At 56.4% G+C, this 24,488-nt stretch carries 28 protein-coding genes; 18 read left to right on the top strand and 10 right to left on the bottom strand.

What is annotated here, in order from left to right:
- The first annotated feature begins 13 nt into the window (after positions 1 to 13).
- Positions 14 to 517, top strand: a complete 504-nt coding sequence (locus IEY52_RS00935; protein WP_188998430.1) for a hypothetical protein — start codon at positions 14 to 16, stop codon at positions 515 to 517.
- Between the two features lie 56 nt (positions 518 to 573).
- Here the strand turns inward: IEY52_RS00935 and IEY52_RS00930 are convergent, their stop codons facing one another.
- Complete coding sequence (locus tag IEY52_RS00930) at positions 574 to 840, bottom strand: hypothetical protein (protein WP_188998427.1); 267 nt, start codon at positions 838 to 840, stop codon at positions 574 to 576.
- Positions 841 to 885: 45 nt separating this feature from the next.
- Here IEY52_RS00930 and IEY52_RS00925 point away from each other — a divergent pair, with 45 nt between their 5' ends.
- From IEY52_RS00925 to IEY52_RS00885, 9 genes are all read left to right on the top strand, one after another.
- The gene (locus IEY52_RS00925; RefSeq protein ID WP_188998424.1) at positions 886 to 1,140 is read left to right on the top strand and encodes a hypothetical protein; all 255 of its coding nucleotides are present in this window, start codon (positions 886 to 888) and stop codon (positions 1,138 to 1,140) included.
- A gap of 203 nt (positions 1,141 to 1,343) precedes the next feature.
- A complete protein-coding gene (locus IEY52_RS00920) occupies positions 1,344 to 2,384 on the top strand; it encodes a rod shape-determining protein (RefSeq protein WP_034335005.1) in 1,041 nt (346 codons plus the stop codon).
- Positions 2,385 to 2,454: 70 nt separating this feature from the next.
- Entirely contained in the window at positions 2,455 to 2,874 is a 420-nt protein-coding gene (fabZ, locus tag IEY52_RS00915; protein ID WP_188998420.1) for a 3-hydroxyacyl-ACP dehydratase FabZ, read from the top strand.
- 3 nt (positions 2,875 to 2,877) lie between these two features.
- Positions 2,878 to 4,140 carry an MFS transporter gene (locus IEY52_RS00910; protein WP_188998417.1) on the top strand — a complete coding sequence of 421 codons (1,263 nt, stop codon included), beginning with the start codon at positions 2,878 to 2,880 and terminating at the stop codon, positions 4,138 to 4,140.
- Entirely contained in the window at positions 4,130 to 5,404 is a 1,275-nt protein-coding gene (locus IEY52_RS00905; protein WP_188998414.1) for an O-antigen ligase family protein, read from the top strand. The genes IEY52_RS00910 and IEY52_RS00905 overlap by 11 nt, the downstream gene beginning before the upstream one ends.
- Before the next feature lie 179 nt (positions 5,405 to 5,583).
- Entirely contained in the window at positions 5,584 to 6,246 is a 663-nt protein-coding gene (locus IEY52_RS00900; RefSeq protein WP_188998411.1) for a glycosyltransferase family 2 protein, read from the top strand.
- An 11-nt stretch (positions 6,247 to 6,257) separates the two neighbouring features.
- The gene (locus IEY52_RS00895) at positions 6,258 to 7,412 is read left to right on the top strand and encodes an LptF/LptG family permease (RefSeq protein ID WP_188998409.1); all 1,155 of its coding nucleotides are present in this window, start codon (positions 6,258 to 6,260) and stop codon (positions 7,410 to 7,412) included.
- On the top strand, positions 7,409 to 8,662 hold the full coding sequence (locus IEY52_RS00890; RefSeq protein WP_188998406.1) for a polysaccharide deacetylase family protein: 1,254 nt from the start codon (positions 7,409 to 7,411) through the stop codon (positions 8,660 to 8,662). Before IEY52_RS00895 ends, IEY52_RS00890 begins: the two co-directional genes overlap by 4 nt.
- Positions 8,663 to 8,675: 13 nt before the next feature.
- Positions 8,676 to 9,410 (top strand): class I SAM-dependent methyltransferase, encoded by a 735-nt coding sequence (locus tag IEY52_RS00885; protein ID WP_188998403.1) that lies wholly within the window; start codon positions 8,676 to 8,678, stop codon positions 9,408 to 9,410.
- On the opposite strand, the gene IEY52_RS00880 is transcribed toward IEY52_RS00885, so the two are convergent.
- The 5 genes from IEY52_RS00880 to IEY52_RS00860 all read right to left on the bottom strand — a co-directional run bounded on the left by IEY52_RS00880 (position 9,364) and on the right by IEY52_RS00860 (position 12,419).
- A complete protein-coding gene (locus IEY52_RS00880; RefSeq protein WP_188998401.1) occupies positions 9,364 to 9,774 on the bottom strand; it encodes an inorganic pyrophosphatase in 411 nt (136 codons plus the stop codon). The genes IEY52_RS00885 and IEY52_RS00880 overlap by 47 nt on opposite strands.
- The gene (locus IEY52_RS00875) at positions 9,761 to 10,312 is read right to left on the bottom strand and encodes a hypothetical protein (protein WP_188999601.1); all 552 of its coding nucleotides are present in this window, start codon (positions 10,310 to 10,312) and stop codon (positions 9,761 to 9,763) included. Before IEY52_RS00875 ends, IEY52_RS00880 begins: the two co-directional genes overlap by 14 nt.
- Before the next feature lies 1 nt (position 10,313).
- Entirely contained in the window at positions 10,314 to 11,012 is a 699-nt protein-coding gene (locus tag IEY52_RS00870) for a 16S rRNA (uracil(1498)-N(3))-methyltransferase (RefSeq protein WP_188998398.1), read from the bottom strand.
- The gene (locus IEY52_RS00865; RefSeq protein ID WP_188998395.1) at positions 11,009 to 11,785 is read right to left on the bottom strand and encodes a 50S ribosomal protein L11 methyltransferase; all 777 of its coding nucleotides are present in this window, start codon (positions 11,783 to 11,785) and stop codon (positions 11,009 to 11,011) included. The genes IEY52_RS00870 and IEY52_RS00865 overlap by 4 nt, the downstream gene beginning before the upstream one ends.
- A 130-nt stretch (positions 11,786 to 11,915) precedes the next feature.
- Complete coding sequence (locus IEY52_RS00860; RefSeq protein WP_188998392.1) at positions 11,916 to 12,419, bottom strand: hypothetical protein; 504 nt, start codon at positions 12,417 to 12,419, stop codon at positions 11,916 to 11,918.
- A 259-nt stretch (positions 12,420 to 12,678) separates the two neighbouring features.
- On the opposite strand from IEY52_RS00860, the gene IEY52_RS00855 reads away from it, so the two are divergent.
- The 5 genes from IEY52_RS00855 (at position 12,679) to IEY52_RS00835 (ending at position 15,695) form a co-directional block, all read left to right on the top strand.
- Entirely contained in the window at positions 12,679 to 13,074 is a 396-nt protein-coding gene (locus tag IEY52_RS00855) for a hypothetical protein (protein WP_188998389.1), read from the top strand.
- A complete protein-coding gene (locus tag IEY52_RS00850) occupies positions 13,071 to 13,469 on the top strand; it encodes a hypothetical protein (protein ID WP_188998385.1) in 399 nt (132 codons plus the stop codon). The genes IEY52_RS00855 and IEY52_RS00850 overlap by 4 nt, the downstream gene beginning before the upstream one ends.
- Complete coding sequence (locus IEY52_RS00845) at positions 13,466 to 13,660, top strand: helix-turn-helix transcriptional regulator (RefSeq protein WP_188998382.1); 195 nt, start codon at positions 13,466 to 13,468, stop codon at positions 13,658 to 13,660. The genes IEY52_RS00850 and IEY52_RS00845 overlap by 4 nt, the downstream gene beginning before the upstream one ends.
- A gap of 39 nt (positions 13,661 to 13,699) precedes the next feature.
- The gene (locus IEY52_RS00840; protein WP_188998379.1) at positions 13,700 to 14,848 is read left to right on the top strand and encodes an alkaline phosphatase family protein; all 1,149 of its coding nucleotides are present in this window, start codon (positions 13,700 to 13,702) and stop codon (positions 14,846 to 14,848) included.
- Between the two features lie 214 nt (positions 14,849 to 15,062).
- The gene (locus tag IEY52_RS00835; protein ID WP_188998376.1) at positions 15,063 to 15,695 is read left to right on the top strand and encodes a LysE family translocator; all 633 of its coding nucleotides are present in this window, start codon (positions 15,063 to 15,065) and stop codon (positions 15,693 to 15,695) included.
- Between the two features lie 75 nt (positions 15,696 to 15,770).
- Here IEY52_RS00835 and IEY52_RS00830 read toward each other — a convergent pair whose 3' ends face one another.
- The 3 genes from IEY52_RS00830 to IEY52_RS00820 form a co-directional block, all read right to left on the bottom strand.
- The gene (locus tag IEY52_RS00830; RefSeq protein ID WP_188998373.1) at positions 15,771 to 18,266 is read right to left on the bottom strand and encodes a polynucleotide kinase-phosphatase; all 2,496 of its coding nucleotides are present in this window, start codon (positions 18,264 to 18,266) and stop codon (positions 15,771 to 15,773) included.
- Complete coding sequence (locus tag IEY52_RS00825) at positions 18,263 to 19,627, bottom strand: 3' terminal RNA ribose 2'-O-methyltransferase Hen1 (RefSeq protein WP_188998370.1); 1,365 nt, start codon at positions 19,625 to 19,627, stop codon at positions 18,263 to 18,265. The genes IEY52_RS00830 and IEY52_RS00825 overlap by 4 nt, the downstream gene beginning before the upstream one ends.
- Before the next feature lie 72 nt (positions 19,628 to 19,699).
- Complete coding sequence (locus tag IEY52_RS00820) at positions 19,700 to 20,815, bottom strand: GGDEF domain-containing protein (protein WP_188998368.1); 1,116 nt, start codon at positions 20,813 to 20,815, stop codon at positions 19,700 to 19,702.
- Between the two features lie 273 nt (positions 20,816 to 21,088).
- Between IEY52_RS00820 and IEY52_RS00815 the strand changes: the two genes are divergently transcribed.
- The 3 genes from IEY52_RS00815 to IEY52_RS00805 all read left to right on the top strand — a co-directional run bounded on the left by IEY52_RS00815 (position 21,089) and on the right by IEY52_RS00805 (position 23,633).
- Positions 21,089 to 21,625, top strand: coding sequence for a phosphoribosyltransferase family protein (locus IEY52_RS00815; protein ID WP_188998365.1), 537 nt, complete (start codon positions 21,089 to 21,091; stop codon positions 21,623 to 21,625).
- Positions 21,626 to 22,000: 375 nt separating this feature from the next.
- Complete coding sequence (locus IEY52_RS00810; RefSeq protein ID WP_188998364.1) at positions 22,001 to 22,210, top strand: hypothetical protein; 210 nt, start codon at positions 22,001 to 22,003, stop codon at positions 22,208 to 22,210.
- A 121-nt stretch (positions 22,211 to 22,331) separates the two neighbouring features.
- Positions 22,332 to 23,633, top strand: a complete 1,302-nt coding sequence (locus IEY52_RS00805) for a replication-associated recombination protein A (RefSeq protein ID WP_188998361.1) — start codon at positions 22,332 to 22,334, stop codon at positions 23,631 to 23,633.
- Between the two features lie 30 nt (positions 23,634 to 23,663).
- On the opposite strand, the gene IEY52_RS00800 is transcribed toward IEY52_RS00805, so the two are convergent.
- Positions 23,664 to 24,413: a TerC family protein gene (locus IEY52_RS00800; RefSeq protein ID WP_188998358.1), complete on the bottom strand. Its 750-nt coding sequence runs from the start codon at positions 24,411 to 24,413 to the stop codon at positions 23,664 to 23,666.
- Positions 24,414 to 24,488: the final 75 nt, after the last annotated feature.

Genomic DNA, 24,488 nt, shown 5'->3' with positions numbered 1-24,488 from the left:
AGAAGTGGAAACCATGAATGCACCAGATCCTGACCAGAGGTCTGAAAATTTAAGTCTGGAAACCCGCATTGCTGCTGAATTGACTGCCTGTCTGGAACAGACTGCTGTTGGCGCAGAATTCAAAGTGGAACCAGCTGCAGACCTCAGTTCTGCACTGGAATTTTATCTTCCACAACTTCTGTCCCAGCACCATTCCGAGTGGGAATGGGAAAGCCTGGATGGGGTCTTGACCACCAGTGCGATAAAGCTCGATGCAGATACGGCAGAACTTTCTGGCATGTGCATCCTGATCAGCGACCAGACGGTGACCCCTTTTTTCATTCGCCTACAGCTTTCATCATCCCATGATTCCATTGCAGCTTACCGGGTGTTGCTGGGTGAACCAGGAGGAGGAAGGCTGGGCATCTCTGGACCAATTTGCACCTCAGACCGGGCCCAGATCCTGCTCATCACCCTGAAAGAACGCCTTCAGAACATCCGATGGGTGTATCGAATCGAGAGCACTGGATTGCTGTGAACTGTCTTGCTCTGACTGCGTGCTCACGGGACGGCCCGTTTCGCACTGAGCGCTGTCTACTGTGAACTGTTCACTTCTGACAGCGCCCGGATCAATTCCTCTTCGATCCCGCGTTTCTGCCAGGTGGTGCTCACAAAAGCTTCTGGTGGGTCAGACACCGCAAACCCGATCACCTGACCTCCAGCAGAGGCCACGCTTCCCTGAAGCCGGGGGATGTTGCGCAACTCTGCAGCGCGGGCATTCAACTGGTGCAGGATTTTCAAAACGCTGTCGCTGGGGCAGTTTTTCAGTTTGCTGACTCTCACTCGGGCAGGCAGTGGCATGAAGACCTCCTCGCAATTTCTCGGGAATACCATACAATAAGTCGCGTGGTTTTCCTCGCATACCTGTTCACTGTGGTTTTCGCTGTGCTGGCTTTCAGCACGCTCCCGCTCAGCCTGGCGGCTTTTGCCAGCCTGAATCCGGGTGCGCCCAATTTGATTTTGCTTCTTGAAGTGCTGGAAGGGCAGGTGGCCCGCATGTCAGGGCTGGCCTCCATGGGGGCTTTCACCCGTGGCATCGTTTATGTGGGGATTGGCGTGCTGCTCACCGCTCTGGCGACCTGGATCAAACCACGCCGCTGAGATGCAGGGTTGAGTCATCATGTTGCACCAGAAGTGTTGAATCAGAAGTGCTCAATCAGAACAGGTGCAAAAAATAGATCAGGGTTCTGAAACCCTCATCTTTTTGCGTATGATGGTAGTTGGTGCGTTGCAAGACGCTTTGGCAGTTTGAATGCTGTCTGAAAGGTCTTCAAAAACGCTGTAGGGGTTCAAGGGGGAACGAGTTGAGGTTTTCAGAAGACATCGGAATTGACCTGGGTACAGCCACATTCCTGATTTACACCAAATCCAGGGGCCTGGTGCTGCAAGAGCCCAGCGTGATTGCCATGGCCCGTGACACCAAAGAAGTGATGGCTGTCGGAGAAGAAGCTTACCGCATGCTGGGGCGCACCCCCGGCAACATTGTGGCCGTGCGGCCCATCAAAGATGGCGTGATTGCAGACGACGCCCTCACCGAGAAAATGATTTCCATGTTCCTGCGCAAGGTCAACGGCGGGCGCAAGTTTCTCAATATTTTCAGTCCTCAACTGATGGTCGGAATTCCTTCTGGCGTGACTGAAGTGGAAAAACGGGCTGTGCTGCGTGCAGCCCACAACTCTGGTGCCCGACGTGCCTACCTGATTGAAGAACCTCTGGCTGCCGCCATTGGTGCAGGGCTTCAAATTGCAGAGCCCATCGGAAACATGGTCGTGGACATTGGAGGGGGTTCCTCCGACGTGGCTGTGATTTCCCTGGGGGGCATCGTGGTTTCGGAATCCCTGCGGGTGGCCGGAAACGAATTTGACGAATCCATCATGCGTTATGTGCGCCGCAAGGAAAACCTGATGATCGGGGACCGCACTGCGGAAGCCATCAAGGTCAAAATCGGGGCCGCCATGGTGGTCAACAAATCCGATGTGCTGACCGCAGAGGTGCGCGGGCGCGATTTGATCAACGGCCTCCCCAAGACCATCAAACTCAACACCGAAGACATCGTGGAAGCCCTGCAAGAACCCATTGTGAAAATCGTGGAGGGTGTGAAGAGGGTGCTGGAAAACACACCACCCGAGCTGGTCTCGGACATCATTGACCGGGGCATTGTGATCACCGGTGGGGGAGGTCTGTTGCGCAACTTTGATGAGCTGTTGCGTCAGGCCACTGGAATTCCCGTTGCTGTTGCCGAAAACGCCACCCAGTGTGTGGCCATTGGCACCGGACAGGCGCTGGAAATGATTCCCGTGCTCAGGCACGCCCTGGTGTCCAGCGACACCTACCTGAAACGCTAAATTCAGCCGGTTCAAGGGGTGCCCTGCACCCCCTTTTTGTGCCCTCCCACTTTCTTTTTGCGAGGTTGAGATGAAAACCATTCAGGACATCATGCAGGCATTGCCTCACCGCTACCCTTTTTTGTTGATTGACCGTGTGATCGAACACGGCAACGGCAAGGTGCATGCCCTCAAAAACGTCACCATCAACGAGCCTTTCTTCAATGGACACTTTCCCCAGTACCCTGTGATGCCCGGTGTGCTGCTGATTGAGGCGATGGCCCAGGCTGGAGTGTTCCTGCTGGAAGAAGGCCGCCAGCCCGGACAGATTGCTTTCCTGGCCGGTGTGGATGAGGCCCGTTTCAAACGTCAGGTGGTCCCCGGCGACCAGCTCCACATTCACGCCGAACTGGAATTCTTCCGGCGCGGCATCGGCAAAATGAAAGCCGAAATCCGGGTGGATGACGAAGTGGCTGCCAGTGCAGTCATCACTTTTGCTCTGGCCAGGTAAGGTGTGCCCGTTCCCTGGCAGCATCCTTCCCGCATCCTTCCCCTGATTCTGGCGCTGGGGTTCAGTGAACTGGTGCGCTCGGGGTTTTTCATTGCCTATTACCCCTACGCTGCCTCACAACATGGCCTGACCACCGCCCAGCTGGGGCTGGTGATCTCTGCGCACTATCTGGTGGATGCGGCTGCCAAGGTGTTTGTTCTGAAGTATTACGGCAAATTTGGCACCGGAAAAATGCTCACCCTGGCCGCCCTGCTGGGCTTCCTGAACATCTTTTTCCTGCCAGACCTGGGCATTCTGGGCGGCATGCTGCTCACGGCTGTTTGGGGCCTGCTGGTTGCTCCGATGTGGCCTCTGGTGATGACCACCAGCAGTTTGCAGGCAAAAGAGGGTCAGGAAAACCTGGCTGCCAACTACGGCAACATGATGATTGGCATGGGCACTGCCCTGGGCATGCTGGGGGGCGGTTTTCTGGTGCAAACCCATGTGGACTGGCTTCTTCCAGCGCTGATGGTCACCCAGGTGTTTTTTCTGATCAGTGCCCTGCTGAACTGGAACCTCAAAACGGCGGCACTGGACAAAGTGATTCAGGAGCGTTCCTACCTCCGGCGGGTCACGTCCAGCACGCTGAAATTCTGGCAGCAGCACGGTCAGGAAGATCCCTTTCCTTATGCTGCCCTCAGGCAACTGATTCCAGCAGCTTTCATTCAGATGCTGATTCCCGCTCTGTTTTCCAGTGTGTGGCAGAGATTCGTAGATCTGGCCGGAGTGAAAAGCTGGTCTCCCGTGCTTTTGCTGGGCCTGATCGTGGTTGCTGTGCTGATGTTCATTGCGGGCATGTACACCACGGCTGCCAGCACCCGCAACACCGCCCGTCTGATTCCGGCCATGCTGGTGGGTCTGGGCCTGATGTGCGTGTCTTTTGTGGCTTTGCCCCTCTTGATCCATCAGGCTTACTTCTGGTTGCTGCTGTCGGTGGCTGCTCTGGCTGCAGGTTATGGGGTGTACCTCTCCAGCTGGAATGGAGTGGTGATCCAGTTGCTTCCTGCAGAATTCCGTGCAGTGGGCTGGTCTGTCCTGATGACCTTTGAAGCCCTGGGCTTTGCCGTGGGTCCAGCCCTGGGCGGTCTGGCCTGGACTTTGCTTCCCGGAGCAGGAACTTTTTTCATGGCTGGGCTTTTTCTGGCCCTGACCATGGTGTACTATCGCCTCGTGTTGCACGGACGCACCCTGGCCCCCCAACCTTCCAGAGGCCCCCATGCGGGATAAGCCTCAGGTTCCTGATGTGCCACAGGACCAGCCTGTTGACCCACGCATTCGCAACATTGTTGCACTGGTGCCCATTGTCATTCCCCTTTATGCAGCAGCCCTGTATGGTCTCAAGTACCTGGGAGGGCTGGACCGCTCCATGCGCTGGTTGCTGGGAATCTTCTGGGGCACCCAGATGGTGGCTGCCCTGTTCACTCCCGTGGCCTGGCTTTCTGTTCTGCTGGCTGCGGTGCGCACCCTGTGGATCACGGCACTTTTCGTGTCCGGGTACACCCTGAAAGGCAGCAGGTACCTCAAGCCGCTCTTGTTCGGAGAGGTGATCACCCTGGTGATTGCCTTCATCACCACCCTGATCCGACACCCCACAGACTTCCTGCATGCCCGCCTGGAACACCCGGTGTACTACTCGGTGTCGCTGGGCATTGTGGCCATGCTGGGCATCCTGATTGTGCTCAGCATGAAAAAGATGCTCTATGCCCGCTTGGGGCTCCTGCTCTTTCTGGGAACTGCACTCCTGGCCACCGGAAGCCGGGGGGCCATTGTGGCCACCCTGGCAGGCATGCTGGTGATGGGCCTGAGAAACCTCAAGGGCCGCGCCCTCAAATGGACCGAGGTGGGCGGAATCCTGGTGGGTCTGCTGGTGTTTGTTTTGCCGCTCACCCGCTACAGCAGCATTTTTCAGCGGGTGGATTTCGCCAACGGACGGGAAGACATCTGGCGGGATGCCTGGGCCACCTTCCTGGCCCATTTTGCAGGAGGGGTGGGGCCTTACCAGCTGGGACCCTACATCCAGAAAAGCCTGCTGGAACACTGGACCAGCACCTGTACGCTCTTTCCTCCAGTGGAGCCTTTTGGTCCCTGTCCCACCTGGATGGAGCCCCTGTGGAGTGCAGGCTTCATTGCCCACAACCTGGTGCTGCATGCCCTGGGTGAAACCGGCTTCATCGGAACCATCGGCATCCTCATGCTGACTGCTTATACTGCTTATGCCAGCTGGAAAAGCAAAGACAGCTTGCTGGCAGGGCTGTGTGCTGCGTACCTCACCCTCAGTCTGGTGGATTTGCCCACAGGTGTTCCCGGCCCTCACTTCGGTGAGGTGTATTACTTTGCCATGGGGATTGCTGTCAGCAAGATGCAGCAGCGCTTTCAGAATGATCGACACCGTCAGAATGATCGACACAGCCAGAACGACAGACGCAATCAGAACGATCAAAACAACCCACCCAAAAAGCTTCGGGAGGAAAAAAAACACAACAGCACCTGAGTTTGCTTCGCCAGCCCTTTAAGCCCTTGCTGCTTTCCGCCTGCCCGGTGAAACACCGTCTTGCCCTGCCCTGGATGAGAACATTTTGATACAGTAGATGCATTTGTGTGCTGCTGTCCCCAGAAGGGCACTATGTATACTGGCTAGATGGAAGGAATGAGGACCCCGTCACACCACCAATGAAAATCAGTGTCATCGTACCCGCCTACAACGAAGAAAAATTGCTGGGAAATCTGCTGACGGCCCTGGGACAACAAACCCTGGAGCCGGATGAAATCATCATTGTGGACAACAACAGCACCGATCACACTGCAGCCATTGCCCGCAGTTACGGGGTGCAAGTGGTGCGCTGTGTCCGGGCCGGGGTGGGCAGTGCCCGCCAGGCTGGACTGGAAGCCGCCACTGGAGATGTGATCCTCACCACCGATGCCGATTGCCTGCCCCAGAGCACATGGGTCAAACACATGGCGCTGGCTTTGCAAGAAGCCATTGCTGTATACGGTCCCCTGCGTTTTTATGGGGTCCCCGAAGCCGATGCCTGGTTCAGTGAGTATGGGTACAAGGCTTTTCTGCAAATTTCCAGGCTGTCCCGTCATCCCAATCTGGCAGGCAGCAACATGGGTTTTCACCGAAAGCCTGCCCTGGAAGTCGGGGGCTATCCTCTCAGTTACACCCGGGAGGACGTGATTCTGGGGTACAAACTGATGCGGCGCGGGCAGGTGAAATACGTTCCCGATGCCCTGATGCTCACCTCGGGACGCAGGCTGCAGGATGGCTGGTCCAGACTGCTTTTCAAGAACTTCAGCGACCTCTTCAACAAGAACCCCAAAGCTTACAGGTAGGTACCTCAAACATGCGTCTCAGGAATTACATCTATGCAGAAATTCTGCCCCCCCTCCTTCTGGGGCTCGTGCTTTACACCGCAGTGATCCTGTTCGGTTACTTCTTTGTGGGTTCCCAGTACCTCGATGGGGTCGGATTGATCAAGATCCTCAAGTGGCTGGGCATGCAAATTCCCGACAGCTTCGTGAAGGTCGCCCCGATGGCCGTGGTGCTGATGACCGTGCTGGCGTTTGGCCGCATGAACACCGAACGGGAAATCATTGCCATGCAAAGTGGTGGAATTTCTTTTGCATGGATTTCCAAACCTGTGGTGCTGGTCGCCACCATCGTGTCCCTGAGCAGCCTGGTGGTCAGTGAGTATGTGGCCCCCAGAGCCAACCTGGAAGCCCGAACCATGTGGTACGAGGATTTGCCCTCGACCCCCCAGGGCCTGGGCCGCCTGAAAGGCACCACCCTGGCGCTGGGAAACGGTCTGGAAGTGTTCTTTGAAGGCTACGATTCCAACACAGACACCATGCAAAACCTGCGTCTGGTGTCCTGGGCAGACAAACAGGCCCGGGTGTATTTCGCAGAGACCGGCAAATTTGATGGGTTCAACCTGTCGCTGGTGGGATTTCAGGGGTATGCAGTGGATTTCCCGGCCATCCAGCAGTTGCAGGATGTGACCCCCGAGCAGCTTGCCGAACGGGTTCCAGACGTGTTCAGTAGCAACATCCCTGAGAAAAAGGATGCTGTGCTGACCATCAAAACCGGAATTTCCCGCAATGAAACCATTGCCCGCTTTGCAGATGGTTTTGCTGCCGAGACCACTTCCATCAGCACCCTGTGGACCACGGCTTACGGTGCCCATTACGCCGGTCAGAACGGCAAAGTGATCACTGCTGCCGACCAGTACAGCGCCCGCATGGAACTGCACGGCAAACTGGCCATTCCCTTTGCCAACCTGGTGCTGGCCCTGATCAGCATGCCCCTGGCCATCCGCTATGGCAGAGGGACCGGGGTGTCCCTGGGGGTTTCCGTGTTGATCGTGGTAGTGTACTATTTGACGTTGCTGCTCGGTCGGGCTTTTGCCAGTGCTGGTCTGATTCCCCCCGAGGTTGGCCTGTGGTTTGCAAATGTCTTTTTCACCCTGGTGGGCTGGCGATTGATCCGGAGGGTCTCATGAAAAGTAAAAAACCTGCACTGTTCACGTCATTGCTGTTTCTTGCTGCCATTTTTGGCGTTCCCATGCTGATCAAACGCACCTTCAACCATCGGGTGCTCAGGGAAGGGGACAGTGCCGTGCCGGAAGTGGCCCTCACTTTCGATGATGGTCCGGACCCCGAGACCACCCCAAAGGTGCTGGAGATCCTGCGTGAACGCAATGTCAAGGCCACTTTTTTCATGCTGGGAAGCCAGATTGAGAAACACCCCGAACTGGCCCGTCAGGTGCTGGAAGAAGGCCATGAAGTGGCTCTGCACGGTTACAGGCATGTGAACCACCTGCTGCGCTTGCCCTGGCAGGTCAAAGCAGATTTGCAAAAAGCCGTGGCCGTCTATGAAAGGGTGCTGGGTCAAAAACCCGAGCATTTCCGTCCTCCGCATGGGGTGTACACCTGGGGCACCATCTGGGCCGAAAAAGCCCTGAACCTCAAACCCGTGCACTGGACCATTGCTGCAGGAGAATGGTTGCAGCAGGTCAGCAGCGAAGACGTGCGGGAACGCATTTTAGATGAACTGGACTTTGGAGCTGTGGTCTTGCTGCACGATGCCCGCTGGGGTTCTGAAAAAGTCATTGAGATGCTGCCCAACCTCCTGCAGGACCTCAAAACCTATGGGTACAGCTGCAAACCCCTCGCCCAGTTGCAGGGCCTCCGGACCGGAACCATCAAGAGCACCTGGGAAAGGCTGCTGGCCTGGTATGACCGGGTGTATGACCGCTCACATGGCATTGATCCCCTCACCCGGCCTGCACACGGTCTGTACCGCATTGGGCTGGCCGCCTTTCCCGGAGAGAGCATCATGCTGGGCAGCGGTGAGATTGTGGAGCACAACTCCATGCAGGGCGAACTGCACCTGCACAACCGCCGCATGGTCAAAGTGGCCCGGCACAACAAATTCTCTGCCCTGAAAATGGTGCGGCGATCCATGCAGGACCTGGCAAAAGAAATTGAGAACAATCCCAAATACCGCAACATCCAGATTTTCTTTGGCCTGAGCCTGATGGACAAAATCGGGGAAGAACTGGGCTTCCAGTACGCAGATTTGCCGCAGAGCAAAGGAAACCCCTTCCTGTACTTCGGATTCAATCTGATCCGTTTTGTGTACACCGGACAGTGGAAAAACAACACCGCCCGCCTGATTTACATTGATCGGGACACCCTGCTGGAACGCTACGGCAAGAAAACCAAAAAACGCGAACAGCAAAAGGTCTGACGGAAAACCCTTCATGGATTACAACCCTCTGGCAGACCTTTACCAGCAGCAATACGCTGGTTATTACGACGACATCCATTTTTATGCCCGACTCGCTGAACGGGTGGGGGGCAAAGTGCTGGAACTGGGTGCAGGCAGTGGCCGGGTGACCATCCCCCTGGCCCGCAGAGGGCTGGAAGTGACTGCTCTGGAGCTCAGCGCCAAAATGCTGGACCATGCCCGCAGTTACGCCCAGCAAGAAGGAGTGGAAGTGCAGTGGGTGGAAGGAGACATGCGCCAGTTTGATTTGCACGACACCTTCGACCTGGTCATTGCCCCCTTCAATGCCCTGATGCACCTCTACACCCCCCAGGACCAGAAAAAAGCCCTGCAATGCATCAGCAAGCACCTCGCTCCATCAGGCACCCTGGCTTTCGATGTGTACGTGCCAAATTTTGGGCTGGAAGGGGTTTTGCGCCACGAAGGGGAGACCTTCATCACCCCAGAATTCAGACGGGATGTTTTTGTGATGCAGCGCATCGATCAGGTCAAACAACTGGCCACCACCCAGTACCTTGTGGACACCACAGACAATGCGGGACTGCTCAGGCGGGAACACCACACCCTCACCCAGCGCTATTTCACCCGTTATGAACTGGAATGGATGCTGGATTCTGTGGGTCTGGAGGCACAATTTTCAGGGTCTTTTTCAGGAGATCCGCTCACTGCCCAGAGCCATGTGATGGTGGTGCAAGCTTCAAGGCATTGAGCCAGTGTAAAGCCTCCTCTGCAGGAAGCACCCTGGCTCCTCTTTCTGAAGGAAACCAGTCCAGCACAGGCTGCACGTGCCTCAAATCTCCGGTCAGCACCTTGTGGTCCTGGTCCAGCAAAAACAGCAAACCACTGACCTCAATGCTGCCTTTCCAGCCCACAGGCAGAGGCCCATCCAGCCAGATCACATCCACTTCGGCATCGTCTGCTGGGTTCATCAGACCCGGAATGCAACCGTAGTTGCAGGGTGCAGCCCTGGGATCCTCACGGTAAAACACCACCTGTCCCTCTTCGTAACGGTAGCGGGTGGTGGTGCCTTTTTCCCATTCCACCAGCGCCTCAAATGCTTTAAGGGCTTCCATCTTGAGGAGGTTCCTGGGGTGTGTCTGAGGGGCCAGTGGGATCGGTTGGTGCTGGGTCTGAGGGTGGATCTGTGGGTGGGTCTGTAGGGTCTGTGGGTGGGGCTTCTGTGGCGGGAACTGTTTTGTCAGGTTCAGGGTCTGTTTTGGGGTCATCCTCGGTTTTTGCGGGTTGTGGAGGCACGTATTCATACTGCCGGATGATCCTCTTCTGGTACAGCAACACCACCCGGTAAGGTTTGGCTGGGTCGGCTTCCTGTTTGAAGGTCACTTCCGGGATTTTTTCGTCAATGTAGACGCTTTCCCGTCCCAGCTCTTTGTCCTGCTGGTACCAGATCACGCCCAGGTAGCCTTCTCCAGAAGGGATGCTGACTTTCAGGAGCAGGGTTTTGTCTTGCAGAACCAGCCCTTCGGTTCTGGGAAGCACGGGAAGCTCCACAGAAACGGGATCGGGGATCAGCGGAAAAGAAATGAAAGTGCAGCCCGAGAGCAGCACTGTGCAAACCAGCAGAAGTGGCACTTTGAGGTGAAGGTTTTTCATGTCAGACCCCCGTGCTTGCCAGCGCTCCCAGCAGGGCGATGGGTGCAGTTTCGGCCCGCAGGATGCGTTTTCCCAGGGTGATGGGCAGGAAATTTTTGTGCTGCAAAAGCTCGATTTCGGCTGCGCTGAAACCCCCTTCTGGGCCAGTGGCGAACCAGACCTCACTGTCCCAGGTCAGGTGTTCCAGCAGGGTGCTCTGGGTGTGTGGATGGGCCACAAAACCTTTTGTCACGCTGGGCAACTGCTTGAGGGTGATGGGGGAGAGCACTTCCGGGACCACGGCCCGCCTGGATTGTTTGCTGGCTTCTTCGGCAATGCGTTTCAGGCGAACCAGTTTGTTGTCGCCCAGGTCGGGCACATCGGCGTACTGGGTCTTTAAAAGCTGAAAACGGCTGACCCCCAGTTCGGTGCAGGCCCGCACCACATCGGCCAGCTTGTCGCCTTTTAAAAGGGCCAGGGCCAGGGTGATGGGCTTTGGCAGTTCCAGATCGTTCTGAAATTTTTCCAGCACCACCAGGGTGGCCGTGAAGGTGTCCATCTCCTCAATGCGGGCGCGGGCCTCCCAGCCAGAACCATCAAAGAGGTGCACTTCATCGCCGTTTTTCAGGCGCAGCACCCGCATGTGCTGAACCTCTGGACCGCTCAGTTCGATGGTGTCTGACAGGGTCTCCACTTTGAAGCGTTTCTCGAAGGTTTTCATGCCGGGCTTTTTGCCAGGATCAGCGCCCATTCCCCTTCGGTTTCACTGCTGACCAGCGTGAAGCCTTCCCGTTCCAGGGCGGTGTGCACCAGATGCATGCGGTCCAGCAGGATGCCGGTCATGATCAGGTCTCCTGCGGGAATCAGGGCTTCCAGGTATTCGCCCATCAGAGCGTCGTGCAGTTCTGCGAACAGGTTGCAGACCAGCACATCCCAGGGTCCCTGGTCCAGCACATCGGAGAGCACACCCTGGTAAAAAGGCACGTTCAGACCGTTGATTTCGGCATTTTCTCTGGCAATGGGCACGGTGATCGGGTCGAGGTCCACGCCGCTGGCGTGTGCCCCAAGCTTGCCTGCCACCAGGGCCAGCAGTCCGGTGCCTGCACCCACATCCAGCACTTTCTTGCCGGGCATGTCCAGACTTTGCAGGGCTTTGATGGCGAACTGGGTGGTGGTGTGGTGTCCGGTTCCGAAGGCCATTCCCGGGTCGATGATCAGGGGGATGCTGTCTTTGGGGGCTTCTTCCTGCAACCAGGTGGGGACCACGGTGATCTGCCCCACAGTGACGGGTTTGAGGTCGGCTTTCCACTTTTCCAGCCAGTCGGTGTCATCTGCGACGATCCATTCTCCGGTCAGGGGAACCTCGACGCGCTGTTCAAAATAAGCCTGTACACTGCCATTCAATTCCTGCATTCCGGTGCAGCCAGCGTCCCACAGGGCGGGGAGCTGGTCATCGAGTTCGTCTAAGCTGCCTTGAATCTGGTAAATGAGCATGGACAACATTCTATAGGAGGTTTTGCTTAGAAAGCTCTTGACCCCAATACAGCACACCCCCAACAGGAGGCAGAGGTTCAGGTGCCTGTTGGGGGTTGGTTTTTTCCTTCGATGGGATCAGGTGACCGGATCAGATTTTCTTCCAGGGAAGGGCTTTCAGGTACTTCTGCTGGGAAACCGGATCTCCCTGCAAGGCCAGCGCAATCAGTTGTGGGGTGGCTTTGCTTTCCACCATGTAACGGGTGCCGTCCGGGTCCACTTTGCCGATCCTCAGGACCGTGCCGTTTCTGGGCTTGAGTTTCTCGGGGTCCATGTACTGCACTTTTGCGCCAACCACCACGGTGTGGGTGGGCCATTCGCGGGTGAGTTCGGTGGTGAAGGGTTTGCCAGTGTGGCTGTGAAACTCCACAGCGTAACGGGTGTAGCGCCCGGAGCTGCCTGCACCTTCAAAGAGCACGGTTTCCAGCTGGTAGCCGTTTCTCAGGTGGGTGTTGAGGCCCGGGATGGGCAGGTGGGACAGGTCCATGCTGGGAAGTTCCGGGGTGCTGGCAGCGGGCAAGATGGGCTGATTCAGCAGGTTTTTCAGTGCGTTAAACAGTGGGTTTCTGAATTTGGCAGAGGCAGACAGGTCCATGGTGTTCTCCTTCCGCGCTCTGGGGTTATACGTATGACGCGGTTCTGTAAAGCATTATGCAGCCTGCCAGTTGCCTTCCATGTGCCCGTTCCCACTTGACAAATTCAAATAAAGCGCTTCAATTTGGCCTACAACGCATGCTTAAAGGTGATGTCCATCTGGCTTAGCTGCTGCAGGGAAAACGGAAATGTAAAGTGAACTTGACATTTCCTGAAAAATCCCTAAGATGAGTTCAGACGGTTTGCAGATGGGGGCACCAATGGAACGCGACAGCCGCATACGGAAAACCATGTTCAGGGGAGCCATCACCGCCATTGTGATTGCGGTTCTGGGCAGCCTCATCCTGATTTTTGCCCCTGACTCGCCATCCCCTGCTTACCTGAGAGGAATGGGCACGGGTTTGATGGTGGTGCTTCCCATCTCCCTGATCGTGATGGCTTACCGTGGATATCAGGTCATGGACGAATTCGGCAGGGTCATGACCCTCAAAGCTGTGGCTGTGGGTTTCATGGTGGTGATGGGCCTCAGCATGGTCTACTTCCCTTTGCAAATGGCCCTGCGCTGGCCCGGTCTTCCCCTGTGGGTGATCTGGACCGTGGGGTCTGCCGCTTATGGGCTCGCCATGGCTTTCCAGTCCAGAACGGAGCGAGAATGAACCGGGAAGAACGGGTCAGAAAAGTCCTGCAGATCATGCTGCGCTCGGGCATCATCATTGCAGCCCTGACCGTCCTGATTTCCATGTTGATGGACCGCACCGGCCCGCAGACTGGAACGCATGGTTTTCTGCACGGGGTCACGGTGGGCATCCGAACGGCTTTTCCGTTCATGCTGTTCTTTTGGGCTTACCGGGTGTACCTCACCAACGATGAATACGGCAGAATCCGGCTCCTGAAAGCTGCAGCCCTGGCTTTTGTGGTGGTGATGCTGGTCACCATGGCCTGGTATCCCCTGCAACAGGCTGGAAAGCTTCCGATGTTGCCCGTCTGGACCGGCTGGGCACTGGGCACACTCACCTTCATTGTCAGCATGGGGGTGCAATCCAGAACATGAAAAACCGCATCAAGGTTTTACGTGCAGAACGCAACCTCACCCAGGCCGATCTGGCCATCATGCTGGACACCTCCCGGCAGACCATCAACGCCCTGGAGACCGGGAAATACGATCCCAGTTTGCCGCTGGCGTTCAAGATCGCCAGGGTGTTCAGCCTGAACATCGAGGACATTTTTCAATACGAAGAATAGGAAATGGTTTTTGCATGCGCTCCCGCTAGAATGAAGCGCATGACCCTGCTTTCAAACACCCTCAGGCCGGATTTGCTGGGGGGCAGCATTCTCAATTTGATCAGCAGCATCCAGCAGCATTTCGGTTTGAACCCTCCAGATGCACCCCTCAGGGACCCCATCCCCTTTCAGAAAAAAGTGGTGCTGTTCATTGCAGATGGTCTGGGACAGCAGCAGATTCTCAGGCACACCCAGCAGCAGGACACCACCATCCTGCAGCATTTTTCGGAGCACAGGACCCTCACCAGCGTGTTCCCCAGTGCCACCATGGCTGCCCTGACCACCCTGCACATGGGGGCACCTCCAGCCAGAACCGGGTGGCTCTCCGGGTGCCTGTGGCTTCCAGAACTGGGCAGCATCGTCAATCTGGTGCACCAGAGGGATGAATTCACCCGCCAGGTTGTGAATGTGGGGTTCATGCGAAAAACGCGCTCTGTGTACCGCCAGTTGCAGAGCGTGGGGGTCAAAAGCACAGTCATTTTTCCAGCCGCTTTTCTGGGCTCTTTTCTGAGTGGCTGGCACCATGAAGGGGCACATCAGGAAGGCTTTTACTTCACACCCAACACCATTCCTACACTGGTGTCTGCTGCCTTGCAGCACTCCAATTATGTGGTGGTGTATTACCCCCATTTTGATGACATGTGCCACCGCTTCAACCCCGAAAGTCAGGAGGCCAGCGACGAAATGCTGGGTCTGGACGGGATTTTACAGCGCACCATCAGAAGACTCCCGGACAACACCACGTTCCTGCTGACTGCAGACCATGGACACAAAAGCATTGTGCAGAACGTGTGGCTGGACCAGCAACCTGACTTGCAACCCCATCTGGTGCGCCCGGTTTCCGGGGAGAAGGTGGCCCGCTATGTGCATGTGAAACCCGGACATGCCCAGGAGGTGCAAGATTTGCTTTCCCAGTGGGCCGATGTGGTCCCCACAACCCAGCTCTGGGAAGAGGGGTATTTCGGAGGAGACCCTGCAGAGCTCAGCTTTCTGGACCGCACCGGAGACCTGCTGGCCCACGCCCGATCAGGCACCGAACTCAACTGGAATTATCACCCAGACACCCACCAGCTCAAAGGCTGGCTGGGCAACCATGGCGGCCTCACCGAAACCGAGATGCGGGTGCCTCTGGGCGTTCTTCACACCTGATTTCAGCAGAAGGCATAAGGCAGAAAGCAGAAGGCAAAGATACTGAGCGCTGAGTGCCGAGGGCCGAGGGCAAGAAGCTCAAAGCAGAGGACAGAAGGTGGTGGCCAATTAAACCGCCTGAACAATGCTCTGAGAGCAGGCAAAAGGCAGAAAGCCAGAGATCTATGCTTGACAACCTCCACACGTTTGTGGATTTCTTGATAGAGGAGACCCCATGATCGAAACTTCCACCTTGCTGATTTTCATGCTTTCTGCGCTGGCCTTGCTGGCCATTCCCGGCCCTGCAGTGCTGTACATCGTGGCCCGCAGTGTGCAACAGGGCAAGCGTGCTGGACTGGTTTCGGCGCTGGGGATTGCCGTGGGCAGTCTGGTGCACATTCTGGCTGCAGCGGCAGGCCTTTCCGCTTTGCTGCTGTCTTCCGCTGTGGCTTTCACTGTGGTGAAGGTTCTGGGGGCAGGCTACCTGATTTACCTGGGCATCCGCACCATGCTGGATCGCTCTGAGTCCCAGCAGAACCCCGAGGTTCCCAGAGAAAAGCTCTCCAGGATCTTCACCCAGGGCATCATTGTGAATGCTCTGAACCCCAAAACCGCACTGTTCTTCGTGGCGTTCCTGCCCCAGTTTGTGCACCCACAGGCCGGTCCGGTGCTGAACCAGATCCTGCTGCTGGGTGGAATTTTTGTGGTTCTGGGGGTCACCAGCGACAGCATCGTTGCACTGCTGTCTGGCTGGCTGGGCAAGCGCCTGCAAAGCAACCCGGTTTTCATGAAAAGACAGAAGTATGTGTCGGGTGGGATTTACATGGCACTGGGTGCGGTGACGGCTGGAGTGCGGGACAGCCAGTAAGCCAGCCCGAATGATCCCTTTCAGAAAACGCAAAAAACCCCTGCCAGAACAGCAGGGGTAAGTTTTTGAATGGGTTTAAAGCCTCGGGTCAATGCCCTCGGTTTCCAGCGCCAGCACCCCCAGAATGCATTCGTGAATTTTCCAGAGCGGCTGGTGGGTCACAAAGCGGTTTAAGGCTTCCAGACCCAGATGAAACTCGCGGGTGGCGCGTTCCCGTTTGGCTCCCAGAGCGCGGCCCCTGAGACGGTCCAGATGCTGGGTGTACTCCGGGCCGTAAATGATCCGCAGGTATTCCCGTCCACGGATTTTCAGGGCAGGCTGGGTCCTGCGGTCCGGGACGAACTGCATGGGTTTCACCACCATGCCTTCTTTGCCACTTCGGGTCAGGGTTTCCCACCACTGGATGCCCTGCTGGATGCTTTCCTCGCTGTGTAAATCCACCACCTGATACGGGGTTGCAGCCAGCAGAGGATCAAAAGTGCTCAGGCGTTCCAGGGTTTCCATGTGCCAGAGGTGGGTTTTGTCGCTGTGCACCTGGCCTTCGGTGGCAAGCAGGTGGAAGGGAGCAAACTTCAGGTCTTCCAGGGAATCCACTTTCTGGCAGTAATTCTGGTAAGCCTGCACGTAATCGGTCAGGTTGCTGAGCCTTTCCTGTGCATTTTGCAGGACTGCTGTGGCATCCGGGTGTTTTTGCAGCAACTGCACAGCCGTCTGCAGGGCGTGGGTGGCTGCACTGCCTGTGGAGGCATACTGCTCTTTCAGCAAGGAGAGGGCCTTGAAGGACCAGGGCAACAGCTCACCGTCCAGGCACACCCAGTTGGTCTGGAATTCCTCCCAGAAACCTGCACGTTCCAGGGCTGCACTCAGGCGTTCCAGCAGCGCTTTCTCGATCTGCTCATCGTTGAAGAAGGCGCGGCCTGTGCGGGAATACACCACCCCCAGGCTTTCCGTGGTCATGCCGAAACGGGTGCGGGCCACATCGCTGTTTCTGCACACCACGGCAATGGCACGGGAACCCATGTGCTTCTCCTCGCAGACCACCTGGGAGAGGCCCTGCTTCTGGTAATACCTGAAGGCGTCTTCCGGGTGTTCCAGCAAATCCGGGCGTTCACTGGTGTGGCTCGGGGAGACCGTGGGAGGCAGGAAAATCAGCCACCTGGGATCCAGTGCGAAACGGCTGGCGGTTTCGAGTGCAGCGATGTTGTTGGCTTCATGGATGCGCACGGTGCCCACAGCGGTTTCGATGAATTTCTCACGGGCAAAGTCCTGCCAGCGCAGGGTGTGGTCTGCAGCTTGCTGGGCGTTCAGCAGGTTCTTCAGTTTGGTGCCTGGCTCGCAGTATTCCTTGTGTGCTGCAACTTCCGCCAGCGTGAGCTCAGGGTACTGCAGGGCGGTCAGTTTCCCCCCGAACACACAACCGGTGTCCAGGTCGATGGTGTTGTTGACCCACTGGGCTTTTTGCACGGGCACGTGACCGTAAATGACCCGGGCCTTGCCCCGGTAATCCTTGGCCCAGTCCAGGCGGATGGGCAGGCCTTCCTCGTCGCTTTCTCCGGTGGTTTCTCCGTACAGGCAGAATTCCCGCACCCGTGCAGAGGTTCTGCCGTGGTAGCGCTCGATCAGGCCCGCGTGGGCCACCACCAGATTGCCCTGATCCAGCACGTAATGGCTGATCAGGCCCTCCAGAAATCGGCTGACCTCCTGGTGGAATTCGTGGGAGGTGGCGGCCAGTTGTTCTGCAGTTTGCTCCAGACCATGCCTGACCTGCACCCGCTTGCCAGACAGGTGCTTTTTCAGTTTTTCATCGTGGTTGCCCATCACGCACAGGGCGGTTCCGGCCTTCACCATGTTCATGACCAGCCTGAGCACACCCACGCTGTCTGGACCACGGTCCACGAGGTCTCCCACAAAGACAGCGGTTCTGCCTTCCGGGTGGTGGGCCTGCAGATCTTCCGTGACCACATACCCCAGTTTGATCAGCAGTTCCCGCAACTCTGCAAAACAGCCGTGCACATCCCCAACAAAATCAAAAGGACCAGTCAGGTGCTTGAGGTTGTTGTAAAGCGGCTTGCGCTCTAGGGTCAGGGTCTGCAAGTCTTCAGGTTTCAGCACGTGGATCTGGCGAAACCCCTCTTTTTCCAGGGAACGCAGACTGTTCTTGAGCTGGTAAGCGTGCTTGCGAATCACCGACACCGGAAATTCACGGTCTGGTCGGGCGTGGTGCCGCTCCATCAGGGTTTCTTCTGGGATGTCCAGCACCAGGGCCACGGTCAGCACATCGGTTTCTTTTGCGGTCCTGAGGATCTGTGCACGGGCATCTTTCTGCAAACTGGTGGCATCGATGACCGTGAGTTTGCCAGCCAGCAGACGCTTTCTGGCCACATGGTGCAGCAGCTCAAAAGCCTCTCTGGTGATCTCCAGGTTGTTTTCGTCGTCGGTCAGGAGGGCACGGAAATAATCGCTGGATAAAATTTCAGTGGGTTTGAAGTGCTGCTTTGCAAACGTGCTTTTTCCACTGCTGGAAGCCCCGATCAGGGCCACCAGACAGAGTTCTGGAATCTGGATGTTCATGCTTTGCTCCTGGGGGTTCGGGTGAAAAGGGCAAGCTGGGTGGGAGAGCCGTAAAGTTCATGCACATCGCCCACCGTGCGGAATTCAGTCTGGTAACCATAGGTTTCAGCCACCTTGCTGGCCCAGTTCTGAAATTCTGCACGGGTCCATTCAAAACGGTGGTCCCGGTGGCGCAGTCCGGTCATCTCCTCAAAGAGCACGTTGTACTCCACATTGGGTGTGGTCACCACCACGGTGCGGGGTTTCATGTGCCCGAACACGCTGCGCTCCATGGCCTGAATGCGCTCGGGATCCAGGTGCTCGATCACCTCGATGAGGGCAGCAGCATCAAACCCGGTCAGGCGGTCATCCAGATAGGTGATGGAAGAATGCATGAACTCGATGGATTTGCCAGCAAATTTCTCTTTTGCCAGTTCCAGAGGACGGATCGAGGCATCCACGGCCACAATGCGTTGAAAGGGATGCTTGACCAGATGCCTGAGCAAATTCCCCTCGCCACACCCCAGGTCCAGCACGGTTTTTGTCCCACTGGACACCAGGGCTTCGGTGGCTGCAGTGAGGCGCTGCTGGTTCAGGGAGATGCGTTTCTCTTTTTGCTCAGGGGTTTCCTGAATGGGGTTTTCCTCTTCCTCTTCGGTTTCAAATTGCAGGGCTGCTTTGCGGATCAGGTTCTGGCGGTACTTCAGGTAACGCTTTAAAATCAATTCCCGCTCTGGATGCTGTTCCAGCCAGCCTTCTCCGTTGCGCAGCAGTTTTTCAATTTCATCCATGCTGATGAAATAGTGCTTGGCGTTGTCCAGCACTGGAAGCAGCACATAAAAATGCCGCAGCACATCCTGCACCCTTGCCTGCACCCGGAATTTTGCATGAAAATAAGGGCTGGGACCCCAATCTGGGAATTGTTCATCCAGTGGGAGTTGCTGGGCCTCGATGGTGTAGCCCAGAGGTTCAAAAATCCTCTGCATCAGATCCAGACCGCTGTTGCACTTCAATACCGGGATTTCAATTTCAAGCTGCAAAGCCTGGGCGGCCAGTTCGGGCCTGTGCTGGCTGCGGCCGGTCATGGCGGTGCGAAAAGCATCCCCTAAAGCCACACTTAAAAAACTGTTTGCTGTATAAGGTCGGTCATTGACATAAGGTTCCAGTGGCCTGCCCACGTCTCCGGCCCGCAAACGGGACAGGTAAATGGGGTCGACATTGACCAGCAAACAGGCGGTGGTGCTCTCATCAGAGACCTCGGGGTAAAACACGGTGCTCTCCCCAAAAGGCAGAGAGAACTGCTGCACTTTTGCTGGATGCTTGTGCAGAAGGTAGCCCAGGTCGCTGGCATTTTCATGGATCAAACGCAATAAAAACAACATACCCACCAATTGTGTCACATGCCGGGTGGGTTGGAGTGCGCAAAAAGACCTGCTGCAGTAAGCATAAAAGCTTCAACAGGGCACAATCTGTTCGGTTCCATACAGGGTGTATCCGTGCCGCCCTCTGGATTTGCTGAGGTACATGGCCTGATCTGCATGGGCCAGCAATTCCTGTGCGGTTTCCCCATGCTGGGGATACAGGCTGATTCCGATGCTGGCTGAGGCTTTTAATTTGAGATCTGCAAGGGCAAATTCTGCAGCAAGAGCAGCGATCAGCTTGTCTGCCAGAGCTGTGGCGGTTCTGGCCTCGGAAATGCCATCTGCCACAATGGCGAATTCATCTCCACTGATGCGGGCCAGCAAATCCGTCTGGCGAATGCTCTGGGCCAGGCGGCTGGAAATCTGTTGCAACAGGGCATCTCCGGCCTGGTGCCCGTGCAGGTCGTTCACCTGCTTGAAGTGGTCCAGGTCCACAAACATCAGGGCAAATCCGGTCCCGTCGTGCTGGGCGTGTTTCAGGGTGCCTTCCAGCACCTGCTGAAAGCGCCTGCGGTTGCCCAGTCCGGTCAGGGGGTCAATGAAAGCGAATCTGGCAGTGGCCTCTGCCTGCACTCTGGCGCGGGTTTGCCGTTCCAGAAAGGTGGTGAGGCCATACAGACCGCCAATTTCCACGATGCTGGCAATGTAATGCAGTTGCAGGATGCGGAAAGCCTGCGCTTCTGGATCTGTCAGGTGGTCCAGAATGGGGAGGTAATGCCTCAGGGTGATCACCACTGTGGCCACAAAAACCGAGAAGCACACCAGGGTGCCCCGCCATACCCCCAGGAAAGAGAAAGCAGCAAGGTAAGCCATGGGGACCAGCATCACGTATTCCAGCGGGTCATACGTTCTGGGATGGTCCAGCAGGCCCACCACCACCGTGGAGAGCATCCCAAAATTGATCACCAGAGTCACACCCACCTCAAAAACCGCCAGTGTGCCCGGAACAAAAGCCAGCAGCAGGGTCAGCACCGTCAGAAGGCCGAAAGCTCCATTCACAATCCAGTGGATCAGGGGCACCGCATCCAGCACCACCACAGAGAAAAACCATCCCACCAGCACCACCAGACCCATCACCAGCAGGTAGGTGGGCCTGCGAGAGGCATCCTGTTGGGGCTCTGTGGAGGTGGTTTTGAAGCGGGGCAACATGGTGTGGCTTCCTTTTCTGGGAGTATGGTTTTCCCTGTGTGAAACAATGGAAATGCTCTTGAACCCAGTATAGGTCTTGCGGTATTGCATGACTCTGACAGCAAAAAACACAAAGCATCATCCAGCGCAGCCTGGACGACCAGCAAAAATATGGATTCTGATCTTTTCTGGACACCCAGACAGAGCATTCCAGAAAGCTTTTTGCTGATCGCTGACCGCTGATTGCTCTGCCCCTGATGCATTGACCGCCTGAAACGTTTAAAATAACAGGTTGTGAAAACCTATCCTGTCAACATTGGTGGCGTCAGTCGGGAGCTTCCCATCGTGGAACTGGCCCCCGGTCTGAGTGTGGCCCTGTTCAACATGCTCGGAGACACCGAGGTGACCGAGGCAGCAGGCATCGCCCTGGCTGCAAAGCTTCCCAGAGAGGTGGATGTGCTGGTGACCCCCGAGGTCAAAGCCCTCACCCTGGCCCATGTGGTGAGCCGGGAGTGCGGCAAACCCTACGTGGTGGTGCGCAAAACCCAGAAGCCTTACATGATCAACCCCGTGGTCCGTGAAGTGGTCTCCATCACCACCGGAAAACCCCAGACCCTGGTGCTGGACGGCCTGGATGTGGGGAGCCTGAAAGGCAAGAAGATTGCCATTGTGGACGATGTGGTCTCCACTGGAGGCACCCTGATCAGCCTGTCCAGGATCATTGCCGAGGTGGGTGGTGAGGTGGTGGCGGTGCTGACCGTCTTCACCGAAGGGGATGAACGGGACGATGTGATCGCCCTGGGGCACCTGCCGCTGTTCAAAGTCGAGTAAAATTGTAAAGAGTCACACATTTAACAAGCTCTGGGGTTTTCCCTGAGACATTCCAGGAATTCTCCCTTTCGGGAAAAAACAGCAAAGTTTGTGTGGAATTTTTCACAGGTCTTCATAAAAAGACCTGTGACTTTTTTGGCGTTCTCAGCGGGATTTCAGGGTAATTTTCATAAAACTGTCAAGTAAAATTTAGAATTCCTGAACTTTTAGAGCAAATTCACAATGGGATCGGTTCCAGATTTGACAGTCCCGGAAGTTAAACATATCATCAAGATAAGTTAGACAACTGTCCGAACCTTTCTCTTTCCCTGTCAAGCTTCTTCCCCAAAAGGAACCCTGCAGGGTGCATTTCGTTTTCTAATTCAGGAGGACCCCATGAAAAGAGCCACCATGTCCACATGCAGCGCCCGCTGGGTGCCAGGAACCTCCAACCGCCTATACATTGACACCCCCGAAGGGCAGAGCGTGGTCAGTCTGGAACGCTTCGAGCAAATTTGTGGCAGACAGGCCACCCATGACCTTTACCTGCGGGGAGCCATCACCGTGGAAATTCCGGAAAACATGCTGCGCAACCTTGTTGCATAAAGCAAAATGTCTCAAAGCCCTGTCCAGACCGGACAGGGCTTTTTGTTGTCCATGAAATGGGAAGCCCACAATCTGTAAGTAAAATGCTTTATCTGCTCACAGGGACACTTAAAATGGGCTTGTGACCCTCTTTGAACCCACGCCCCCCCTTGCAGAACGCCTGAGGCCCACCAACCTGGACGAGGTGTATGGACAGAAACACCTGCTGGCCCCAGGAAAACCACTCAGACGCATGCTGGAAGGGGGATTTCTTAGCTCCCTGATTTTGTGGGGACCTCCTGGAGTGGGGAAGACCACGCTGGCCCGCCTGATTTCCAGAACCGCCAAGGCCCATTTCATTCAGCTTTCTGCAGTGACGGCCGGGATCAAGGACGTGCGAGAAGCGGTGGAGGTGGCCCAGGGCCGCCGCGCCAGAGGAGAACGCACCGTGCTCTTTCTGGACGAGATTCACCGTTTCAACAAGGCCCAGCAGGACGCGTTGCTTCCCCATGTGGAAAGTGGACTGCTGACCCTGATCGGGGCCACCACCGAGAACCCCAGCTTTGAGGTGAACCCAGCTTTGCGCTCAAGGGCCAGAACGCTGGTTTTAAAGCCCCTCACCGATGAGGACATCTCTGGACTCATTGACCGTGCCCTGACCGATCCCAAAGGACTTGCTGGCGTCACCCTGACCCCTGAAGGCCGGGAACTGCTGATTCAACTGGCAGACGGAGATGCCCGACGGTCTCTGGGGGCACTGGAAGTGGCTTCCAGCATTGCCAACCCCATCACCCCGGAAGCCATCAAAGAAGCGTTTGGCACCCATGTGCCCAGCATGGACAAGCAGGGGGAGGACTTCTACAACCTGATCTCTGCCTTGCACAAGAGCGTGCGCGCCTCCCATGTGGATGGTGCCCTTTACTGGCTGGCCCGCATGGTTGCAGGTGGCGCAGATCCCATCTACATTGCCCGCCGCATTGTGCGCATGGCCGCAGAGGACATCGGACTGGCAGATCCCAACGCTTTAAAGCTGGCCATGAGTGCCCAGCAAGCCATGCACCTGCTGGGAAGCCCGGAAGGGGATCTGGCCCTGGCCCAGGCTGTGGTGTATCTGGCGCTGGCCCCCAAATCCAACAGCGTTTACAAGGCCTGGGGCGAGGTTCTGCGCATGGCCGAAGAAGACCGCCAGCACCCCATCCCCCTGCACCTCAGAAATGCCGTCACAGGCCTGATGAAGTCTCAGGGGTATGGCAGAGGATACGCTTACTATTTTGATGATCCAGAAGGTTCTTTTGCCCAGACCTACCTTCCAGATGAACTGCTGGACACCCAGTTCTATCAGCCCACCGGAGAAGGCTGGGAATCCAGGGTGCGGGAACGCTGGTCTGCCCTGCAGCAAAAGCACCACAAAGAGACCAGAGAAGAAAACACAGAAAAACCCTGAGCCAAAGCTCAGGGTCAGGTGATGCCCAGATCAGGGGTTGTCGGTCTGGGGTTCGTTGAACTGCACCTTTTTGCCTTTTCCTTTGCGGGTGCGAATGTTGAGGAGTTCCACCAGCACTGCAAAACCCATGGCAAAGTAAATGTAGCCCTTGGGCACATGGAAGCCCACCCCTTCGGCCACCAGGGTCATTCCAATCAGCAGCAGGAAAGACAGGGCCAGCATCTTCACGGTGGGGTGTCGGTTCACAAAACTGCTGATGGGGCCAGCAGCAAACAGCATGATGGCCACCGTGACCACCACCGAGGACACCATCACCCAGATGTTGTCTACCATGCCCACGGCCGTGATCACACTGTCCAGCGAGAAGACAATGTCCACCAGCAGGATCTGCCCGATCACCGCACTGAAGTTGGGTGGGGCTTTGCTGACCCCCTCATGGTCCTGGCCTTCCAGCTTCTCGTGAATTTCACGGGTGGCTTTGTACAGCAAAAAGAGACCCCCGACAATCAGGATCAGATCCCGACCGCTGATCTCCTGGCCAAAAACCGTGAAAAGTGGTGCGGTCAGGCGAATGATCCAGGCCAGCGACAGCAGCAGCAGCAAGCGGGTTCCCATCGCCAGCAGCAGACCTGTGGTGCGTGCCCGTGCCTGCTGTTCTGCCGGAAGCTTGCCACTGAGGATCGAAATGAAAATGATGTTGTCGATCCCCAGCACAATCTCCAGCAGGGTGAGGGTCGCAAACGCGATCCACATTTCAGAACTGCCCATCCATTCAAACATCCAAACCCCCTGTAGAGCCATTCCTCCAGCTGTGTTTTCCAGAGAGGGTGTGAGTGAGTTCCATCTGGAGGCTGG

The organism is Deinococcus roseus, assembly GCF_014646895.1.
Taxonomy (GTDB): Bacteria; Deinococcota; Deinococci; order Deinococcales; family Deinococcaceae; genus Deinococcus_C; species Deinococcus_C roseus.
The sequence above is the reverse complement of the archived record's forward strand: the minus strand, read 5'-3'. Positions and strand labels throughout refer to the sequence as shown.